Below are 19317 nucleotides of genomic sequence, written 5' to 3'. Positions count from 1 at the left end.
CACCTACTTATCGTTTTTCTTTTATGTAATGGGCATTATAGCATTTATGGTACATAACCCACTTAAAAAGGTTAATAACTATCTTATACGACATACGCTTCACATTTTCAAATTTGAATGCTTATGAAAAAAGGAGGCCGACCCGATGCTGCTGGAAGCTATATACCATCACCCGAAACGCAATTGGGCTTTTGGTTATAATGATGAAACGATATTTCTACGGCTACGTGCGAAGAAAAATGACCTGAACACCGTTCATGCTCTCACCGGAGATAAATACGATTGGGACCGCACCCAACAGCTTGTCCCGATGTCCAAATTCGCTACTGATGGCAGGTTTGATTACTATGAGTGCAGTATAAAACCTACTCACCGTCGGCTGAAATATGGATTTTTGCTAGAAGACGGTGAGGAACGTATTTGGATGAACGAGGACGACTTTACTACCCAAGAACCCGAAAATGCAGATAAACTGTTCCAATATCCGTTCTTGAACCCGATTGATATTCTGAAGCCACCTGCATGGGTGAAGGATGCGGTATTTTATCAGATTTTCCCGGAACGATTTGCGAACGGTGACCCCTCCATCAGCCCAGAAGGTGCAGAGACATGGGGTGGAACCCCACAAAGAGACAATTTTTTCGGTGGCGATCTACAGGGGATTCTGGATCACCTAGACCACCTGAACGAGCTGGGGATTAACGCCATATATATGACTCCTGTGTTCAAGGCGACGACCAATCATAAATATGATACAGAGGATTATATGGAGGTGGACCCACATTTCGGGGACAAAAAGACATTGAAAAAACTGGTCGATGCCTGCCACGATCGAGGAATTCGGGTGCTGCTTGATGCGGTGTTCAACCATTCAGGGCGTACTTTTAAACCGTTCGTCGACGTCCAGGAAAAAGGCGAAGCCTCGCCTTACAAGGACTGGTTCCATGTACATAGCTTTCCCCTGAAAGTGGTGGATGGCATACCGACGTACGATACATTCGGGCTGGAACCGATGATGCCCAAGCTGAACACCGAACATCCTGAGGTGAAAAGGTACCTGCTGGATGTAGCAAAGCATTGGATCGAAGAAATCGGCATCGATGGTTGGCGGTTGGATGTGGCAGACGAGGTGGACCACGCCTTTTGGCGGGAATTCCGCACTACGGTCAAGCAGGCCAATCCGGATGCGTACATTTTGGGTGAAATGTGGAATGAATCATCTGAATGGCTTCAGGGGGACCAATTCGATGCAACGATGAATTATCCGTTCACCTACGCCGTGAATGATTTCTTCGTCAAAAAAGCGACCGATGCCCAAAGCTTTGCCTACGCCATCGGACGACAGCTGGCCCGCTATCCACAGCAAGCATCCGAGGTTGCTTTCAATCTGCTGGATAGCCATGATACACCGCGCCTACTGACGCTGTGCGGGGGCGACAAGCGACTGATGCGGCTGGCTGCTTTGTTCCAGTTCACGTATATGGGCGCACCCTGCGTTTTTTACGGCGATGAGATCGGCCTGGATGGAGATGCCGATCCAGGCTGCCGCAAGTGTATGGAGTGGGACACCGACAAGCAGGACCGCGAGCTGTTCGACTTTTACCGCGAGCTGATTGCACTTCGTAAGGGGCACCCGGTCCTCCGTGATCAGGGAAGCATCACCTTTTTGGAGGCACAGCCAGAGGGCACCTCACTTGCCTACGAGCGCCGCAGCGGGGAAGAAGTGCTGCTCGTGCTGCTCAATCGTTCCGATGAGGATCACGTTTTTGAATTGGACATTCCTGAGCAGGAATGGAAATCAGCCTTTGGCGAAAGCCAGTGGTCCGTAGGACCGAAGGGACTGCATGCCGAGCTTCCTCCTTACGGATATGCTGTGCTGAAGGCAACGCCTGTGCGATCAATCAACTCTGCAAAAGAAGTCGACAACAAGACGCAAAGCAAGGCATAGGCTATGTAGACGCGGATGCTGATGAAAGTACCTGCCGAATACGGCAAAAAAAAGCGAAACCACCAGGAACAAGATAGTTAACTTGTTCCTGGTGGTCTTTTTACGTTAAATATGAGCTTCTATCCAAGTCGCTTATTTGTTTTTAACATCTGTTCTTACTACCCCAACGTCTGAAGCATTGATAGAAATGGGGTTGCCGCCTTGCCCTGTTTGAGCTGAAGAAGATTGTCTAACGTCCACCCTAATTCTTTTGCCCTTAAAGCCAGTTCGTCTCCTTTTTCCCAATGCAGTGGCCTCCTTAAGTCTTCATGGCTTCATGAACCTCTCAATATGACCTAACTGTGGAGAGATATGCTATATGCATATGCCGCTGAAGAAAACAGGTCTCGGCGAATATCAGATCATAGAGAAAAGAGGCTGTTAGTACCCGAGCTGGCAAGCTCCTCCAAGAAATTGCAACGAACATACTAACAGCAAAAGAGCGGAACCTGCTTTTACAGGCTCAATGTGGCTTTAAAACCATCATTGAGCCTGTAATGATTAATGATATAGAATCATTGCTTATATCAGCTATCAACAAGCCAGCAGCCTTTCATGACTATCGTTGAACGCTAGCAAATTCGCTTGTAGATAATTGAATATTTTAATCCGTAAAATTTAAAGCGTTTACAAGTTAAGCGGCAGGTTGCCGGTCAGAGACGGCTGCTTGACCGGATCACTTTCAAATTGGCTTAAGCCAATACACCAAGAGCGTATCCAATAATTCCTATTGCGAATAAAGCAAAAATCAGAGCTATAGCATTCACTTTCTTTTTGAGCAGTCTCATGCATAAAAAAGTCAGCAAGAGAGGTAACAGACCAGGTATCAATTGATCCAGAATCATCTGTATCGTCGTAACAACCTCTACTCCATCCGAACGGGTATATCGGGATACTTCGAGTGGTATATTCAGAGTAGTCCATTTGGATACAAGGGCGCCCATAACAAATAGTCCCAGGATGGAGGCCGATTCCGTAAGCTTTTGCAGCCGGTTTCCGGACATGTCGGACACAATCTCCGTCCCTTTTTTGTAGCCGTATTTCAGTCCGTACCACTTAGTGGCCAGGCGAATAACATTAAAAAGCAAGAAAAATAGGACAGGCCCGATAACGCTTCCGGACAACGCAATGGAAGCTCCTAATGCAGCCAGAACGGGGCGTAATGTTCCCCAGAAAATAGGGTCCCCTACTCCAGCCAAAGGTCCCATTAAGCCAACTTTCACACCACTTATGGTAGCATTATCAATCGGCTGGCCATTGGCTTTCTGCTCCTCCATAGCGGCCGTTACCCCCATAATCGGTGCAGAGATAAACGGTTGAGTATTAAAAAACTCCAAATGCCGCTTTAGTGCTTCTTTTTGGTCTTCCTTCTTGCTGTATAGCCGCTTGATTGCCGGAATCAAGGTGACACAAAAACCAATCGACTGCATACGCTCAAAGTTAAACGAGCCCAGCAGGAACCATGAACGGAAAAACATTTTGTTTAAATCGCTTTTGGTCAACTTTTTTTCTTCCATAGTACCCCACTCTTTCATTAAGAATTTCTTTAGAGCTCTTCAATTTCACCCACTTGATCTTTGCGCTGGCTATATTTAGGATTGAGCTGGATATACAGCAGAGCCAGAACCGCCCCCATGATTCCAAAGCCAACCAGATTGATGCTTGTAAATGCCGCGATGACAAAGCCCAAGAAAAAGAAAGGCATCAGATATTTGGCTGCCATCATGTTAATAACCATGGCATATCCTACAACGACGATGAATCCCCCTGCAATTTGCAGCCCTTTTGTAATGACCTCCGGGATCGCGTCCAGCAAAGTCGTAACCAGACCGGTTTCTGCTGCAATAGCCACCAATACGGCAGGCAAAGCGACGCGTAATCCCTGAAGAAGGAGGGCTATGAAGTGACATAATTCAATTCCTTTGAAATTTGAAGATTCGGCATATTTATCTGCCAGATGCTGAAAGAACACGGTAATCGTTCTAACAAAGATAGTTAACACTTGTCCGCCAGCCGCAATCGGAATCGCAACGGCAATTCCCGCACCGATCGATTGGTGCCCGACAATAACCAATATGGTTGAGACTACACTGGCCAAAGCCGCATCCGGAGCCATGGACGCTCCGACATTCATCCAGCCCAAAGCCAACAATTCCAGCGTACCGCCTAGAATAATACCGGTTTTGAGATCTCCCAGGACCAGACCGATCAGTGTACACGCAACTATAGGACGATGAGTCTGTCCTTCATCCAAAACACTGCCCATTCCGCAAATGGCTGCAACCAGCGTGACCATTACGATTTCAAAAACACTCATGTTTGACCCCCTCTCTTATGCGTACGTGTTGTTAAAACTGGACATTTTGGAGCTTGTTAATCAAATTAATTTTAGGATCACTGGCCACTTTTCTAATCTCCAGTTCTATCCCCTTTTCGTGCAATTTATAAAATGCCTCTACATCCTGCTTGTCTACGGACACTGCTCCGGTAATTTGTGTTTTGCCTTCTTTGAAGCACATTCCACCTACATTTACCGATGTAAACGGTACCCCACCTTCTACAACCCGCAGTACATCCGTGGGATTGGTAAACAGGAACAAGGTCTTGAAATCGTTATATTTAGGATTGTTATAAGCTTCAATCGCTTTCGCAATCGTGACAACATAAGCTTTAATCCCCGGCGGCGCCACTTGTAACAATAAGGTTTTGCGCAGCGTATCCGCAGCGACCTCATTGCTGACGGCGATAATTTTGTTACACTTCGTTTCCTTCACCCACACCGTAGCTACCTGACCATGAATCAGACGGTCATCAATACGAACAAATGATATTTCCATACCTATAATTCCTCCTCTGTTTGTATGTCCCGGATGACACGAAAAGACTTCATTGAATCCTGACCCGCACGGATGGCCAGATCACTTAGATTCTCCACGTTCTCCAGCCCTCTATTGGTCAGCAGGTCTACGATCATTGGCAGGTTTACCCCTGTTACAATGTCCATTTTTTCATACCGGGCCACAATCCTACTGGCCGCATTATAGGGACTGCCACCAAACAAATCGACGAGAAAAATCAATCCGTCCGTCCAATCAATTGTTTCCAAGGCCGCTTTGTACTTCTCAACAAGTCCGTTAACACTTTCACCTGGTTCAAACGTTACACCCACCACATTTTCCAGATGGCCAAAAATCATTTCCGTGGATCTTAGGATCTCTTCAGAAAATTTTCCATGAGTGCCAACAATAACACCTATCATTTGTTTCACCCCCTCCTTGCATCCTTCGCCTATACTTATATGCAAGTCTCATGCCAAGATTCTGTATGATGCGATTAACTATCAAAAAAAAGACCAAACCCTCGGCTGCTCCGGGAATTTGGCCTTTTCTCACCAACTACCTATTATCCTTATCCGCATGATTAATACACATCCAGCATCGTTTTATACACTTGCGCCACTACTTGGGGATACAGTTATATACTTCGCTTAGGATTTCGCAAATATAATATTTTTCATCATTAGTCAGCTTAATGTTAATACTGGAGGCAAATATATTGCAGGAACGGTTCACCACATCGATTAATCGTTGTTCAAGCAAGGATACATCCTCCTGATACACTAGCCCTTCTCCAATGACCATTCGTTCCAGCGCATGAGCCGTATGAACAGCAAGCTGAACCTTCTTTGCATAATGGAAATCAGCCTCCAGTTCCTGTTCCAGCTGCTCGATAAATTTCATCAAAATCCCCAAAATTTTGTGAGGATTCAAATAAGTCATAAACTCCTTTAGCGTATCCTCACATAGATCTCTTACGATCACGCTTCCGTGTTCATGCATAACAGGCAACTGATTGTTGAGCAACAATTCTCTTAATGCCTGTTCACCGCTTGCCTCGATCAGTTTTTCCAAAGGGATAAACGGTACATTGAGCTCGCTTGGCCGCTTAACCCCAATCACCGCAAGAAGCGTATGCTTGGCCCGTAAATCCTTCACCACTTTATCCAATTCCCTGACCTTTGCCGGTACAACAACTATTTTCTCTTCGGTTAAGTCATAAACAACCTTCTCTACAAACTCCTTTAGCTTGGCGGCGGCACCTTTGCCGGAGGAACAGACCGTCACGATTACCTTATTACTGGTCTTTTCCGCTTTCACTCCAGCATTTCCAGTGTTATATCCACGAAAATCCTTCAAAGATAGATAAATTTCCTCTATATTCATATCAAAAATACTGGCCTTTCGCACAGCCTCCAACACAAGCGGGGTTGAAACCATATCGATAGTCTTCACCTTAATCCCGACACGTTCCATAATGGTTGCTTCAAGATTGAGCAAGGAGCCCATATCAACCAGCAGCAATACGCCTCTGCCATTGTCAATGTCCTTCACTTTTTCCACAATAACTTCCAGGATTTCTCTGGGGCTAACATCCAAAGGCATGTCTACTGCGCAAATATTTGAGCTCCCCAGCAGGCTGTCGACAACGCTAACGACACTGCTTGCCGTACTGTTGCCATGTGCAGCTACGATGATTCCCACATTTCCCTGGTGCTCCTCTTCTACCGATTTCAGAAGAATCGCCACATAGGTGGTCTCGGCATCGGGTACGCTGACTTCAAACTTGGACTCGATCAAATCTTTGATAATGAGTGCCAGTCTGTATTCTTCATCCTGATCATTCATCGGTTCATAGATTTGTTTACTGACATATTTTTTCTCCCGGATTCGCTTTAAAAAAGCACTTAAATGAAGACTGAAGGCATAAACAAACCTGTCGCTGTAATTTCTGTTCAATTCTTTTCGAGCCATCTCTTGCACCTGTTCAGCGAACTCTAGGATATTTCTGCCTACGATCTTAAGGATCCGTTCCCTTCCCCCTTTGATGTTATAAAATCGGTTATAGAAGCTTTTGATGTGAATATTGACATCTGTAGTAATAAACTTATTGATAAAACTGTCGTCGAGTCCTTCTTCTTTGAGCATCCCTATCTTGTCTTCAATCAATTTGTACAGGTTGAACGGCAGTTCAAAAGCGTCTACTTCATCCATTCCTTTGCTGCCTTCAGGAGTAATATACAGCGAGGAGTTGACCATCTCCATTTCGGCAATCTCCTTGCGGTTCTTCCCCATATTAAATAGACCTTCCTTGATATTTCCGGGCAAAATTTTAAAATCAAGTTCAATCTCTTCCTTATTTTCATGTATGCTGTTCAAAAATCCTTTGGCACACACAAGCTGAATGTTCGATTTCAACTGACCGATATTTCCATAGGTTACGCTGCCAATCAGTGCTTTTACAGTTTCCAATTCAACCCTAATAGGCTTGTTCACACGATGGGCTTCGTTTGCAAAGAGATGCTTCAGGATCAAAAACCTCTCTTCAACAGTTCGCTCTTGCAAGGAAGGAATGTTGATCGTAATCGGTATCCGTCTGATAAAGGTTTTCAGCATGGAAGAACCGGGATCTTCGGTCGTAGCGCCGATGAGCAGCACATTCGCTTCCCGCTTGCGCTCCGACTCGCCCAATTTGTTGTAACTGTTCGTGTCCATGAAATAAAATATCATTTCTTGGCCTTCTGGGGGCAGCCGATGAATCTCATCCAAAAACAGAATGCCCCCATCCGCTTTCTCGACCAGTCCCTCTTTCTCCCGATCAGCCCCGGTAAATGCTCCTTTTACATGACCAAAAATGTGGGAAAGTAGCAGCTGAGGGTTATTGTAATAATCAGCGCAGTTAAATACGATAAACGGTGCTTGCTCTGAAAAGCGCTTCATATATTTCCCATAATTATACATCAACCTAGCGAACATTGTTTTCCCAACGCCAGTCTGTCCCACAATCAGCGTATGTAGGCCCTTCGGCGGGTATAATATTGCCGCTTTTCCCTGCTCAACCTGGTTCCTCATACTCCCCATGAAACCAATTAAGGCGTGAAACGGATCCACTTGCTCTCCAGGCAGCAATATTTCATGAATACTGTTGACTTGGATTTGTTTCTCTTTAAGCTGAACCCGAAAGGTCTCCTCGATCACCTGCTTGTGCAAAAACTTGACGGGTCTCCCCTTGATTTTAATAATCAAGTCGGCGCGAAGTAGGCTATTAAGCTCCTTGCTTACATTATTTCTTAACATATTCTGTTGATCGGCTATTTCCGCAGCCGTAATTCCACCGCCGTCCTGCAAGGCCTCTACCGACAGTTTCTTTGTCCCATTGGCAATATACTCTAAGATCTCATCAATTCGTTTCACGGTATTCCCCCATGCTGACTAGTTCTTATTTAATTAGTATATAAAAAAAGAAATAATCCTCTACAAGAAAATAAACTGACAAGTTAATCATTAATCTGATACCCTTTTTATTGAATCTATCCAAAACTCAAATTCAGCCCATTCCATTCACTTCTTTTCCAAGATCAAAGGTTGGCAGTATAATTGCATAAGCTTCACGAATAAGCTGCATAAAAAGTTATTTTTGTTTCCCAGTAAGGAGCTGAGATAAAATAATGCGCTACGGATTACAGCAAGAGCAAACATTCAGGCTGGCTATGACTCCAGAATTACGACAAGCCATCACGATTCTTCAATATTCTTCGGTCGATCTGATGTCATATCTTCATGAGCAAGCAAATGAAAATCCGATCATTGACTTGGCAGAGATCGATATGTCCATCGAAAGAATCAACACAGAAGAAGAATATTCGCTACGAAAAAATGATAATCCGGTAGACCTTCTGGACTTTGTCTCTAATCCCGCAGATAATTTATATAGACATCTCAAAGCGCAGCTTGGGATGGTCCGCGGGCTATCCAAACTACAACAGATGATTGGCATGTTTCTAATTGGGAATTTAAATGAAAAAGGCTACCTTGAGCTGGATGTAAATACAGCTGCCGGAATACTTGACGTCCCCACCGATGAGGTTGAAAATATACTTGCCCTGATCCAAGGCTTTGAACCGGCAGGAATCGCTGCCCGCAGTCTGGAGGAATGTCTTCTTTTGCAGCTGCGATATGCCGGGAATGATGATGTTTACCTGGAAGAAATCGTGCGACATCACATGGTCAATCTTTCATGTAACCGCATACAAAAAATCGCGGATGCTCTAGGGATCGACATTCACATGGTACAACAAATGATCGATCAGATACGCAAGCTGAATCCTTGTCCGGGAGCGGCATTTGCTCCATATGAACGCCAGTATCATATAGCAGATATCTCAGTGGAGAAATCCAAAAACGACTACGTTGTGACAGTTAATGATATCACAGTCCCACGCGTCGGGATTAATCCTTTTTACCAAAGTATGCTTCGAAAGCCGGCGATGGAGGAAGAGAAACGATTTCTTCGTGAGAAGATGAATACAGCATTATGGCTTATTCATAGCCTTGAGCAGCGCCGCCTGACCCTGATGCGTGTGGCCCAGGCTATTGTTGATAGGCAACGGGAATTTTTTGAGCATGGCGTTTATCATCTGAAATCGATGACCCAAAAGGAGATTGCTGGAATAACCGGCCTGCATGAATCCACGATCAGCCGGGCGGTCAGTAATAAATACATGCAGACGCCCCGTGGATTGTTTGAACTCAAATATTTCTTCACCTCCGCCCTAGGATCGAAAGACGGGGATGCTACTTCATCAGAGAGCGCAAAAATGCGGATAAAGCAGATCATCGACAGTGAAGAGAAGCAAAAACCATTTTCAGATCAGGCAATCACAGAGCTGATGGCAAAGGAAGGACTAGAGCTGTCACGCAGAACGGTAGCCAAATACCGTGAAGAATTGGGGTATTTATCCTCCACCAGGAGAAAAGTGTATTAAAGCTTCAGCAAGCGGTTGTGAAAACTAAAAAGCAGCGCTATCACATTCTCCCGGCTGCCTCCCTCGTAGAATCTCCAATAGAATAGGCCAACCAGTAATCTCTGGTTGGCCTATTCATACGACCTGAGCCAGTACAGCCGTTTACGCAGGTAGCGTCTGTGTTTTCAATTGCACGTACAACTGGTGCGTCACCTGCTGCGGTTCAATACCCAACTCATCTTCCAATATTCTGACGAAGCTTTCATAATGCTTTTGCGCAGCGGTATAATCGCCCAGTTGGGCATAGGCGGTCAGCAGCAGACTGCAGATATCGTCTGAGTACGGCTCCCGCTGCTGTAGGCTGAGCAAGCGCTGAACAGACTGCCGGGTACGACCTGAGCGAAGCTCTTCTCTCGCCAGCTCAGAAGCACATGCCAGATACATACTGCGCAGCTTCTCCCTTTTTGCATACGCCCACGGGTAATCGTGCTCCTCCAGGTAGTTGCCACGGTATAGAGCCAACAGGCTATCAATACGCGGCGTACCGCCGCTACCGGATGCAGCCCATTCGGATATTCCCCGCTCGAAGAGCTCTACATCTGTAATCCAGCCATTGCGGTTCAAGCGGTAGCGATCCAGATTGTATTCTAGTTTTGTATCTTGCATCCGTTCTTTCAACGCCTTGCGAATTTGGTAAATGGACGTGTGCAGGTGAACAACAGCCTTGTCCAAATGATATTCAGGCCACAGCGCATCCAGCAATTGTTCTTTGCTCACCCATTCCCCTTCATGGTGTAGTAAAAAGGAAAATAGCTCCTGTGACTTTAACGTGCGCCATTTGAGTGGTTTCGCTCCTACGGCTTCCTGTCCAACCTCCAAAATTTCAAGCTTTTGAAAACAACGTACCTTGGGGGATTGCTCTGCTGCAACTCCCAAGCTGGAGGAACGGGAATCAGCCAGCGTGGCTGCAATCCGATCTATCGTTTTGGATAGCCGCCGGGCATGAACGGGCTTTAACAAGTAATCCAGTGCTTGCAGCTCGAACGCTTCAATAGCATATTCCGAGTACGCGGTCACAAAGACGATATGAATATGGGAATCCAGCTGTTGAATCCACTCGGCGGCCTCCAGACCGTTCATCTCTGGCATTCCGATATCTATAAAAACAATATCCGCACGTTCTGACGCCAGATGATCCAGCCCCGCTTGTGCAGACGTATATTTCCCCATTACCGTTAACCGTCCGTCCGCCTCCAGCAACCGTTCCAAGTAGGTTAATGCCGACCTCTCATCATCAATCAAAATCGCCTTCATTTGTGTCCGTGCTCCCTTCCTGCTGCAACCATCCATCATGATGCTCTATCTACATGCTATCTGCTTTATCCTTACGAATTTTAATTTCTTATATTTTATATATCGTATCGTCGCGGGCGTGACATTAGCTTTTCCGACGAATGTACTGTACTTTTTTTATTCATCGGTATTCCGGGGCGAAATCGTTTCCGGCACACGGAAGCTTACCGTCGTCCCTTGCATAGGATTACTTTCAATCCTCAATCCTTCTCCATACATATGGATAAGACGGCGATGGATATTACGCAGTCCCACGCTGGAAGATATATGATCCTCCGACAGCAGTTGTTCCAGTCGCTCCGGTGGAATCCCTACGCCGTCATCGGTCACGCTGACCACAAAATCGGTTCCATCCTCCTGCACAACCACTCGCACGGTTCCACCTGTTGCCCGTTGCATCACACCATGCCGTATCGCATTTTCCACGATGGGTTGAATACTTAACGGCGGGATGAGCGACCGGATGTTCCTCCCTACCTCTACGGTTACCTGCAAACGTTCTTCAAATCGTGCTTTTTCCAGTGCCACATACGATTCTACCAATTCCAGCTCCTTGGATAACGGTACCGTATTCTCCCTGTTCTGAAAATCAAAGCTCCCCCGCAAATACTGGCTTAGCTCCATGAGCAGCTCCGCTGCTTTGTCCGGGTCTACGGCTACGGTCGAAACAATGACATTCAAGGCATTGTACAGAAAATGCGGCTTGATTTGTGCCTGTAAAAAGGCCATTTCAGAACGCACCGCTTCCTCCGCTGAATGGCGCATGTTCAGCAGCGTGCGCACACGCGCTTTTAATTCCTCAGCATCAACAGGCTTACGTAGAAAATCATTCGCTCCGGCCATAAAACCTGCGCGGATATCGCCGGGCAGATCGCGTGCCGTCAGGAGCAACACCGGTAGCTCGGACAGGGAATACCGTTCCCTTATCCGTCGGCACAGCTCAATACCGGACATTTCCGGCATCATCCAGTCCGTAATGACCAGGTCAAATCGGGTACGGCCATTCAGCATGTGAAGTGCCTCCTCGGCATGATCCACAGCCACCACGCTACAACCTGTGGCATATAATAGTTCCTCCAGTACCCGAAGGTTAACCTCGTCGTCATCTACAGCCAGCACTTTGTAAGGAACAGTCTGGACTCGCTCCAGTGCGTCCTCTTCATGCGGAATCACATTCGGACCCGACGTCACGCCAGGCTGCAATATAACCGCAGGCGAAACATCTTTTTGAGCTTCATGTCCCAACGTTCCGGTCTGCGCCAAGGGCAGTGTAAAATAAAAGGTCGAACCCTTGCCTAATCTAGATTCTACCCGGATATGACCCCCATGCAGTTCCACCAGACGACGGACTATGCCTAATCCAAGCCCTGTCCCACTGTATCCTTCATCCTCAGCATTCGCCCCTCGGTTAAAAGGTTCAAATATATGCGAAAGATGCTCCTGGGCAATACCGGAGCCGGTATCCTTTATACTGATTTCCATTTCACGGGTCCCCGCTTTGGCAGAGATTACGATTTTGCCTTCCTCCGTAAATTTCACCGCATTACCCAACAAATTGTATAAAATCTGAATCAGCCGATCCTCATCCGCATCTACTTTGGGCAACGAACTGGGCCATTCTTTGACGAATTGAAGCTTTTTCTTACCCACCGTATGCCCCAATACCTCCAGCACGGAATTCACAGCTGCCTGTACATTGACAGGCCGACGATTTAAGGCTAATCTGCCATTTTTCAAATTAGAAAAATCCAGAATATCGTTAATTAAATAAGAAAGTCTGCGTCCTACATTCGCAATCAAGGCCAAATTGTGCTTTTGCGGCTCATTGAATTGTGTCCCGTAGCGGTCTAGCATGGATTGAGCGATATTAATAATTCCATGCAGAGGAGTGCGCAGTTCATGTGACGTGTTCGCCAGAAATTCGTTTTTCAACCCATCCAGTGTGAGCAATCGTCGTGACAGGTTCTCAACCTCCATAAACGAATGTACAAAACGTTTGGCCAGCAGCAGCGTTTGAGCCAATACGAATATGAGCATTTCATAGGCTGTCACCCCACGTACATCTCCCCAGCCCAGAATATACACAAAACTAGTCACTACAATCATAAGAATGCTCATAATACTAATGACTAGCAGTGCAGCGTCATCCGTCTGTTGAAGAAGCCCACGAATCAAGATTAGTAACACGTATCCCACACTGACTACACCAAAAAGAAGAATAAACAATTCAAAGGATGAGAGTACCAATGTAGGCAAAAATAGCCCCATACCCAGCATCAGTGCGGTTGTAATATGATAGAAGCGCAGCACGATCCGATTCATAACAATCTGCGTCGAAAGATGAACATAGCGGATCAGAAAATAGTAGAACAGCGTTGACGAGAACGACTGTATTTTCAGTACCCATTCATAAGGTAAATCCGGTATTCCCCAAACCAGCAGCTTTTCTCCATGTGTCAGAATATAAAATAAAGCCGCGATGCAAAAGCATCCTAAGTAAAGTAATGCCTTCTCCTTTTTACGCAAAAGGTATAGCATGATAAAAAATACGGTAGGAATAAAAAATCCTGCGATCAGTACGGTGTCCTCTGCCATTGCAACTTCCCGGCTATGCGTAATACTCTCGTAATCCCCAAATAACAGTGGATAAATAATCCCACCAGAGGAATAGCTATAATTAGCCACATGCACGGTAATATCAGCCGAATGTCCATCTACCGATGCAAACCCAACATAGGGAACATTGCCCTGCTTACCCTTGTCGGCAGAAACAGAGGGAATACCACTCGCTCCGACGTTTTCTCCGTCAATCCATACTTGGCTGGCACTGCGAATGTTTTGCATATAGATGCCGTACAGATTTTCCGCTTTTTCAGGCAACAGCACACGGATATGATAGGTTCCATATCCGGTCGCCTGTCCCTTAGGCATCCACTGATTCCATCTACCTGGCACATCCACAATCTTGGCAGAAGATCTCGTTTCCATCCCCAACTCTGAAGAACTCTGATGACTTTCCCAATCCTTATCTTGTTGCATTTCATGAAAGGATAAAGGTTGCACAAGCTGATTAGGGTAAAATTCCCACTCCCCTCCCAGCTGTACAGGGCCTTCCTTATGAGGGTCCCAATTACGCAAATCAATAATACCGTTATGAGCTTTCCAATGACTGTTTCCGGATAAAACACCCGACACTAACGGATACACTGGTAACGCAACCGCAAGCAGAAGTATAATAAAAAATAAAACACCCTGTTTTTTCATAAATCCTCCGCTCTTTTCAATAACGTCTATCTTTTGTATCGGTTATTCTATTCAGCTACATTAGAAGCGTTGTCCATACAAAAAAGGACGCCCGCCGCAGATAAAATCTGTGCGGAATCGTCCCCTTCAATACGTACTTGTAGTTTCTAGCCTCTCCTATTAAGGAATCATAACGCCATCAATACTACCGCCAGGAATCGAGCTTGAATCGTCTCCACTGTTATCGCTCGGCGGTGTTGCTCCACCGTTGCTGTCACCGCTTCCTGTTCCGTTGCTATCGCTCGGCGGTGTTGCTCCACTGCTGCTGTCGCCGCTTCCTGTTCCGTTGCTATCGCTCGGCGGTGTTGCTCCGCTGCTACTGTCGCCGCTTCCTGTTCCGTTGCTATCGCTCGGCGGTGTTGCTCCGCTGCTACTGTCGCCGCTTCCTGTTCCGTTGCTATCGCTCGGCGGTGTTGGTCGACCGTTACTGTCACTGCTTCCTGTTCCGCTGTTTTGTTGCTGGCTGGCTACATAATCTTTATACTCCTGAATCGCATCTTCCAGATCCATGTAATTTTTCTTAAGTTCTGGCATAGGCAAATACTGGTCCAAACGATTGAATGCATCCACTACTCTGTGAAAGTAGACCGTCGTAGGATCTGTACCATTTACTGTAAGCAGATTGTTCGCAATGTTCTTAAGCTCATTGATATCAAGATCAGTTACGATCCATTTGAATTGGTAGTTCGCAAACGCTGTAATCAGATCCGTATTAGCTTGGTCTACCTGTACCTGTGTGCTATCCGGATTATTAAGCACAAGGTTTGCCAGATTAATCTGCCCTTGAAGTTCTTCGTTATCTTGTTCCGTATAATGACGGCCGAACGTCAAAATTTCATTATTGGCCAAATTGATATTGTGATTCAACAACGTAGTATCCACCGTTATAGGTGCAGCATACTGGCTCTGTACTTGTTGCAGCTCCTCATATACAGGAACAACGTCTTGTAATTCAAAGCTGGACAAGCCTAAGAAAGTAGAGGCATGCTCTGAAGCAGAAGACAAGGCTTGCTGAGCCTCAGCGCTTAATGCGCCTGAATTTTGCAGCAAAATTCCATTGATCGAAGTCTGCATTTCAATGACTTTGTCTCTCAATTGTAGTCTTTTCTCGTTATATTTTTCAAGATAGGTCCCTTTAGCCTGACTTAATTGATTATAAGAGATGACCAATTGCTCCTCAGGAGTAAATGGCATAATGAGTGCAAAGTTGGCTTGTCCTGTTTGTTGCTCTAAAGACAGCATTTCCGTATTCAAGTAATTACGAGCCACAGGGTTAGACAGCAGTTTTAGTTGAATATCTTGAACCAGCTGCTGCAGTTTTTCCCGAGTTGTAGCAGGCAATGGCACAGTGAACTCCGTAAGCCTTTGACTCAGCTCCATGTTCAAGTTCAATACGTCCTGCTGGGTCATAGCAGTGTGCATCTTCTCTGTATATTCCTGAATCAAGTTATCTAGTTCAGCATTTTGAGAACCATTCTGATCGTAGATAACCTGCGCTTCTTGTAAAGTATTCTTAAGCACCGAGAAGTCCGCTGCTTGCAGTGCCAAGAATGATTCTGTAGCAAGATCTATTTTTTGTGTCCATTCTTCCAACTGCTCAGTTGTAGCCAATGGATTCACATATACATTTGATCCTTCTCTTACTAAGGACTTGTAACGCGCTTTATCTGTTTTCAAATTATCCACACGATCTGTTACATCGACAAAATGCAGATAGGCATCTCTGAGTTTTACTGATGCTTTGTATACCTTTATTACTCGACGCAAGCTTTCTGCTTCCCGATCCACAATATTTTGAGGCGCATTTCCTTCCAACACATTGTTGCCAAATTGAATCGCTTGACTTAGTGAGTCGTCCCAAAGAGGTGGAAATTCATCACCAACCATTCGGTTTTGTTCAAGGGTAGTCGAAGCTAACTGAACCAGTCTAGTTAATTCCTGTGTTCCAATCACCGGCTCTGTGGCTGAGGTTGTGTACACAGAAACATCCTGTTTCAATGTGCTGAGCGCTTGATCTACTTCTGCCTGTGTAGCTGCCGTATTGTTCAGTACCAGCATAGCCTGATTGATTGCTATGGACAGGTTTTCCTTCGCTGCGACCGTGTAAAGCGCCTGATCCAGTCCACCCTCACCTGCACGCTCCAACAGTTCTTTGGCTGCATGGACTTCCGTCTCCAACTGACTGCGGTCTATACTGACGATATCACTGTCACGTTTTTTCTTATCTTTGCTATCTGTGTCCGTGACAACCGATCCAACAGAGGATGAGTTCTTCGTACCATTTACGAGACTAACAGCTTCCTTCATCGCATTATAGTTAACAATAATATCCTGCGGCTGTTTTTGTTCCGGCAGATTGAGCTGGTTGATTGCAGCCCCCTTGGCCAGTGTGATAAAAGGAACACCCACATATTGTGATGCATCCAGCAAACCAATACTTCCGCTCACCAACAGCTTGCCTAGTCCCTGTTGCAATGAAACACGACTAATCGCTGCATCCCCCTCGGTCCCGATCGATGCATCATTTTTCAGCGTAAGGTTGTCAATCTTTGTCGTCCCGGTTGCAGTCAGTTTGGCATCCTTGGAGCCCAGTTCTACACCGGACCATGTCGTATTTTCCAAAATGGCCGATACAGGCTGGGTCCCTGAGCCTTTGATTTCTAATACGCCTGTGGAGGACATGTTTTTCAAGGTTACCGAACCATTGACGATCAGGCGTCCATCAAAAGACACACCCTTACCGTCAAATACACCACCGTCTGCGTTAATTTCCAGCTTATTTACACCTGTGAGTGTACGCAAATTACGGTTAAGATCGATTTTTGCCCCTTTTAATACAGCTTTGTTATTTTCACCAAACAAGCCTTGCAAAGATCCTTCCAACTGGTACGGGATATTTCCGATTCGAACGGTATTGCCCTCTGATTTCACTTCTCCTACCGGATGATCCAGCAGGCTGACGAATACTTCTGCACCACTCTCCCGGTTCAATGGATTTTTCAAATCCGTTGCAGAAGCATCCTCTGTTAACAGACCGTAAGAGCGGGCAACCTGAACTGCATTTTGCTGTGCATCCGCAGTACTTGTATCCTGCAAGTGCATTGCACGTACGAGCGAAACAATCAGTTCTTCCTTGGTAATGGCATCCCCCGGACGGAAGAGTTCTCCGTTACCTGTCATATACCCGGCTGCACGTACGGCCTCAATATAGGGAGCGCCCCATGCATCGGACGATACATCCATAAAAGAAGTCTGCGGCTGATTGTTAACTTCCAACTGGAACAGACCGCACAAAATTTTGGCCGCTTCAGCGCGGGTCAAATTCTTTTGTGCCATAAAATCGCCCTGATTCCCACCTGTCATCAAACCCAAAGTACGAGCTTGTGCTACAAATCCAGTTTCACTTTGTGTATCTGCTGTCGCTGCATAAGCAGTCTGAGCGCCCCCCAGCCAAGGCAAAGATACGATGGAGCCTGAAGCAATCCCCAATACCATCGCAGATGCAATCCATTTATTTCGATTTATAAGTTTCAACATTTCCACTCCTAGACGCTATTTATTGGCATATATCCTGTTTTATCAAAGTCTTTAGTCATGTTTAGTTCTACGGATTATGCAACCAAGGAACTATGCTAAGAGAATTATACGAAACCCCACTGAACCGATTCTGAACAATTAGTCCTATATGAAGGCATCACGCAACAAAATCGCTTGACTTGGAGTGAACTCCAAATGTAATAATATCCGGTGTAAGTAGCTGGAGTAGAACATTTGAAGAAAACAATATCTAGGAAAGAGATGTATAATCAAATGGACTATATGAAACTTGGAAATACCGGCTTGGATGTATCCCGGCTTTGTCTTGGGTGTATGGGCTTTGGGGTTGCAGAACGATGGATTCATCCATGGATATTAGATGAAGAGCGCAGTCGTCCCATTATAAAAAAGGCCCTGGAGCTAGGCATCAATTTTTTTGATACCGCGAATGTATATTCAGACGGAACTAGCGAAGAAATCGTCGGACGGGCTTTAAAAGATTTTGCGAATCGAGATGAAATTGTCCTTGCAACGAAGGTTCATTTCCGTATGCATCAAGGCCCCAATGGTGCGGGACTTTCTCGAAAGGCTATTATGAGTGAAATCGATAAGAGCCTTAAGCGACTGGGGACAGATTATGTGGATCTGTACCAAATTCATCGCTGGGATTACACTACCCCTATTGAAGAGGCGATGGAAGCATTACATGATGTGGTGAAGGCTGGGAAGGCAAGATATATCGGAGCTTCTGCCATGTACGCATGGCAGTTTCTAAAGGCTTTGCATATAGCTGAGAAGAATGGATGGACCCGGTTTGTATCGATGCAAAATCATTTAAACCTCTTATATCGTGAAGAGGAGAGAGAGATGCTGCCGCTTTGTAAGGAAGAAAAAATCGGTGTGATTCCATACAGCCCACTTGCAGGTGGAAGATTGACGCGTGATGCGCAGGAAACAACACATCGTTCCGAAACCGATCAAGTGGCAAAATCTAAATACGATGCGACTGCAGATACCGATCGATTGATCGTGGAGCAGGTTGCGGCCATCGCAGAAAAACGCGGAGTTCCCCGCGTTCAAATCGCACTTGCCTGGTTGCTACAGAAAGAACCGGTAACAGCTCCGATTATCGGTGCTACGAAAACGTCTCATCTTGAAGATGCAGTAGCTGCTCTTTCGATTACGTTAACACCTGAAGAAATCGCATTGCTGGAAGAGCCTTATGTTCCTCATCCGGTAGTTGGCGCCCAGTAAATATGGATGAAATGACAGTTTCGAAATAAGAAACGACAAGAACGCCCTATCCATTTACATAGGGCGTTTCTTGATCAGAAAT

General features: G+C 45.8%; 12 protein-coding genes. 3 read left to right on the top strand and 9 right to left on the bottom strand.

The window, feature by feature from the left end:
• Positions 1-145: 145 nt before the first annotated feature.
• Positions 146-1948: an alpha-glycosidase gene (locus tag MKX46_RS17825; RefSeq protein WP_341071561.1), complete on the top strand. Its 1803-nt coding sequence runs from the start codon at positions 146-148 to the stop codon at positions 1946-1948.
• A 132-nt stretch (positions 1949-2080) separates the two neighbouring features.
• On the opposite strand, the gene MKX46_RS17820 is transcribed toward MKX46_RS17825, so the two are convergent.
• From MKX46_RS17820 to MKX46_RS17795, 6 genes are all read right to left on the bottom strand, one after another.
• Complete coding sequence (locus MKX46_RS17820) at positions 2081-2233, bottom strand: hypothetical protein (RefSeq protein ID WP_176715694.1); 153 nt, start codon at positions 2231-2233, stop codon at positions 2081-2083.
• Positions 2234-2679: 446 nt separating this feature from the next.
• A complete protein-coding gene (gene manZ, locus MKX46_RS17815) occupies positions 2680-3522 on the bottom strand; it encodes a PTS mannose transporter subunit IID (RefSeq protein ID WP_275041127.1) in 843 nt (280 codons plus the stop codon).
• 11 nt (positions 3523-3533) lie between these two features.
• Positions 3534-4304 (bottom strand): PTS mannose/fructose/sorbose transporter subunit IIC, encoded by a 771-nt coding sequence (locus MKX46_RS17810; protein ID WP_013369101.1) that lies wholly within the window; start codon positions 4302-4304, stop codon positions 3534-3536.
• Between the two features lie 31 nt (positions 4305-4335).
• Positions 4336-4824, bottom strand: coding sequence for a mannose/fructose/sorbose PTS transporter subunit IIB (locus MKX46_RS17805; RefSeq protein WP_013369100.1), 489 nt, complete (start codon positions 4822-4824; stop codon positions 4336-4338).
• Positions 4825-4826: 2 nt separating this feature from the next.
• Positions 4827-5246 carry a PTS sugar transporter subunit IIA gene (locus tag MKX46_RS17800; RefSeq protein WP_013369099.1) on the bottom strand — a complete coding sequence of 140 codons (420 nt, stop codon included), beginning with the start codon at positions 5244-5246 and terminating at the stop codon, positions 4827-4829.
• 199 nt (positions 5247-5445) lie between these two features.
• Positions 5446-8238: a sigma-54-dependent transcriptional regulator gene (locus MKX46_RS17795; RefSeq protein ID WP_341071560.1), complete on the bottom strand. Its 2793-nt coding sequence runs from the start codon at positions 8236-8238 to the stop codon at positions 5446-5448.
• Between the two features lie 254 nt (positions 8239-8492).
• Here MKX46_RS17795 and rpoN point away from each other — a divergent pair, with 254 nt between their 5' ends.
• On the top strand, positions 8493-9809 hold the full coding sequence (gene rpoN, locus MKX46_RS17790; RefSeq protein ID WP_318627656.1) for an RNA polymerase factor sigma-54: 1317 nt from the start codon (positions 8493-8495) through the stop codon (positions 9807-9809).
• Positions 9810-9950: 141 nt separating this feature from the next.
• Here the strand turns inward: rpoN and MKX46_RS17785 are convergent, their stop codons facing one another.
• The 3 genes from MKX46_RS17785 to MKX46_RS17775 all read right to left on the bottom strand — a co-directional run bounded on the left by MKX46_RS17785 (position 9951) and on the right by MKX46_RS17775 (position 17981).
• Entirely contained in the window at positions 9951-11102 is a 1152-nt protein-coding gene (locus MKX46_RS17785; RefSeq protein WP_069010770.1) for a response regulator, read from the bottom strand.
• 156 nt (positions 11103-11258) lie between these two features.
• Entirely contained in the window at positions 11259-14405 is a 3147-nt protein-coding gene (locus MKX46_RS17780; protein ID WP_341071559.1) for an ATP-binding protein, read from the bottom strand.
• A 159-nt stretch (positions 14406-14564) separates the two neighbouring features.
• On the bottom strand, positions 14565-17981 hold the full coding sequence (locus tag MKX46_RS17775; RefSeq protein WP_341071558.1) for an S-layer homology domain-containing protein: 3417 nt from the start codon (positions 17979-17981) through the stop codon (positions 14565-14567).
• Between the two features lie 273 nt (positions 17982-18254).
• Between MKX46_RS17775 and MKX46_RS17770 the strand changes: the two genes are divergently transcribed.
• Complete coding sequence (locus tag MKX46_RS17770) at positions 18255-19235, top strand: aldo/keto reductase (protein ID WP_069010767.1); 981 nt, start codon at positions 18255-18257, stop codon at positions 19233-19235.
• Positions 19236-19317 lie beyond the last annotated feature (82 nt).

Source organism: Paenibacillus sp. FSL P4-0113 (assembly GCF_038009305.1).
Lineage (GTDB): Bacteria > Bacillota > Bacilli > Paenibacillales > Paenibacillaceae > Paenibacillus > Paenibacillus polymyxa_D.
This window is presented reverse-complemented; position numbering and strand designations above follow the sequence as displayed.

Bases quoted from the DNA above. Each gene is read 5' to 3' on its own strand.
- MKX46_RS17825 (WP_341071561.1), top strand. From the start codon at position 146: ATGCTGCTGGAAGCTATATACCATCACCCGAAACGCAATTGGGCTTTT.
- manZ (WP_275041127.1), bottom strand. From the start codon at position 3,522: ATGAAAGAGTGGGGTACTATGGAAGAAAAAAAGTTGACCAAAAGCGAT.
- MKX46_RS17810 (WP_013369101.1), bottom strand. From the start codon at position 4,304: ATGAGTGTTTTTGAAATCGTAATGGTCACGCTGGTTGCAGCCATTTGC.
- MKX46_RS17805 (WP_013369100.1), bottom strand. From the start codon at position 4,824: ATGGAAATATCATTTGTTCGTATTGATGACCGTCTGATTCATGGTCAG.
- MKX46_RS17800 (WP_013369099.1), bottom strand. From the start codon at position 5,246: ATGATAGGTGTTATTGTTGGCACTCATGGAAAATTTTCTGAAGAGATC.
- rpoN (WP_318627656.1), top strand. From the start codon at position 8,493: ATGCGCTACGGATTACAGCAAGAGCAAACATTCAGGCTGGCTATGACT.
- MKX46_RS17785 (WP_069010770.1), bottom strand. From the start codon at position 11,102: ATGAAGGCGATTTTGATTGATGATGAGAGGTCGGCATTAACCTACTTG.
- MKX46_RS17780 (WP_341071559.1), bottom strand. From the start codon at position 14,405: ATGAAAAAACAGGGTGTTTTATTTTTTATTATACTTCTGCTTGCGGTT.
- MKX46_RS17775 (WP_341071558.1), bottom strand. From the start codon at position 17,981: ATGTTGAAACTTATAAATCGAAATAAATGGATTGCATCTGCGATGGTA.
- MKX46_RS17770 (WP_069010767.1), top strand. From the start codon at position 18,255: ATGGACTATATGAAACTTGGAAATACCGGCTTGGATGTATCCCGGCTT.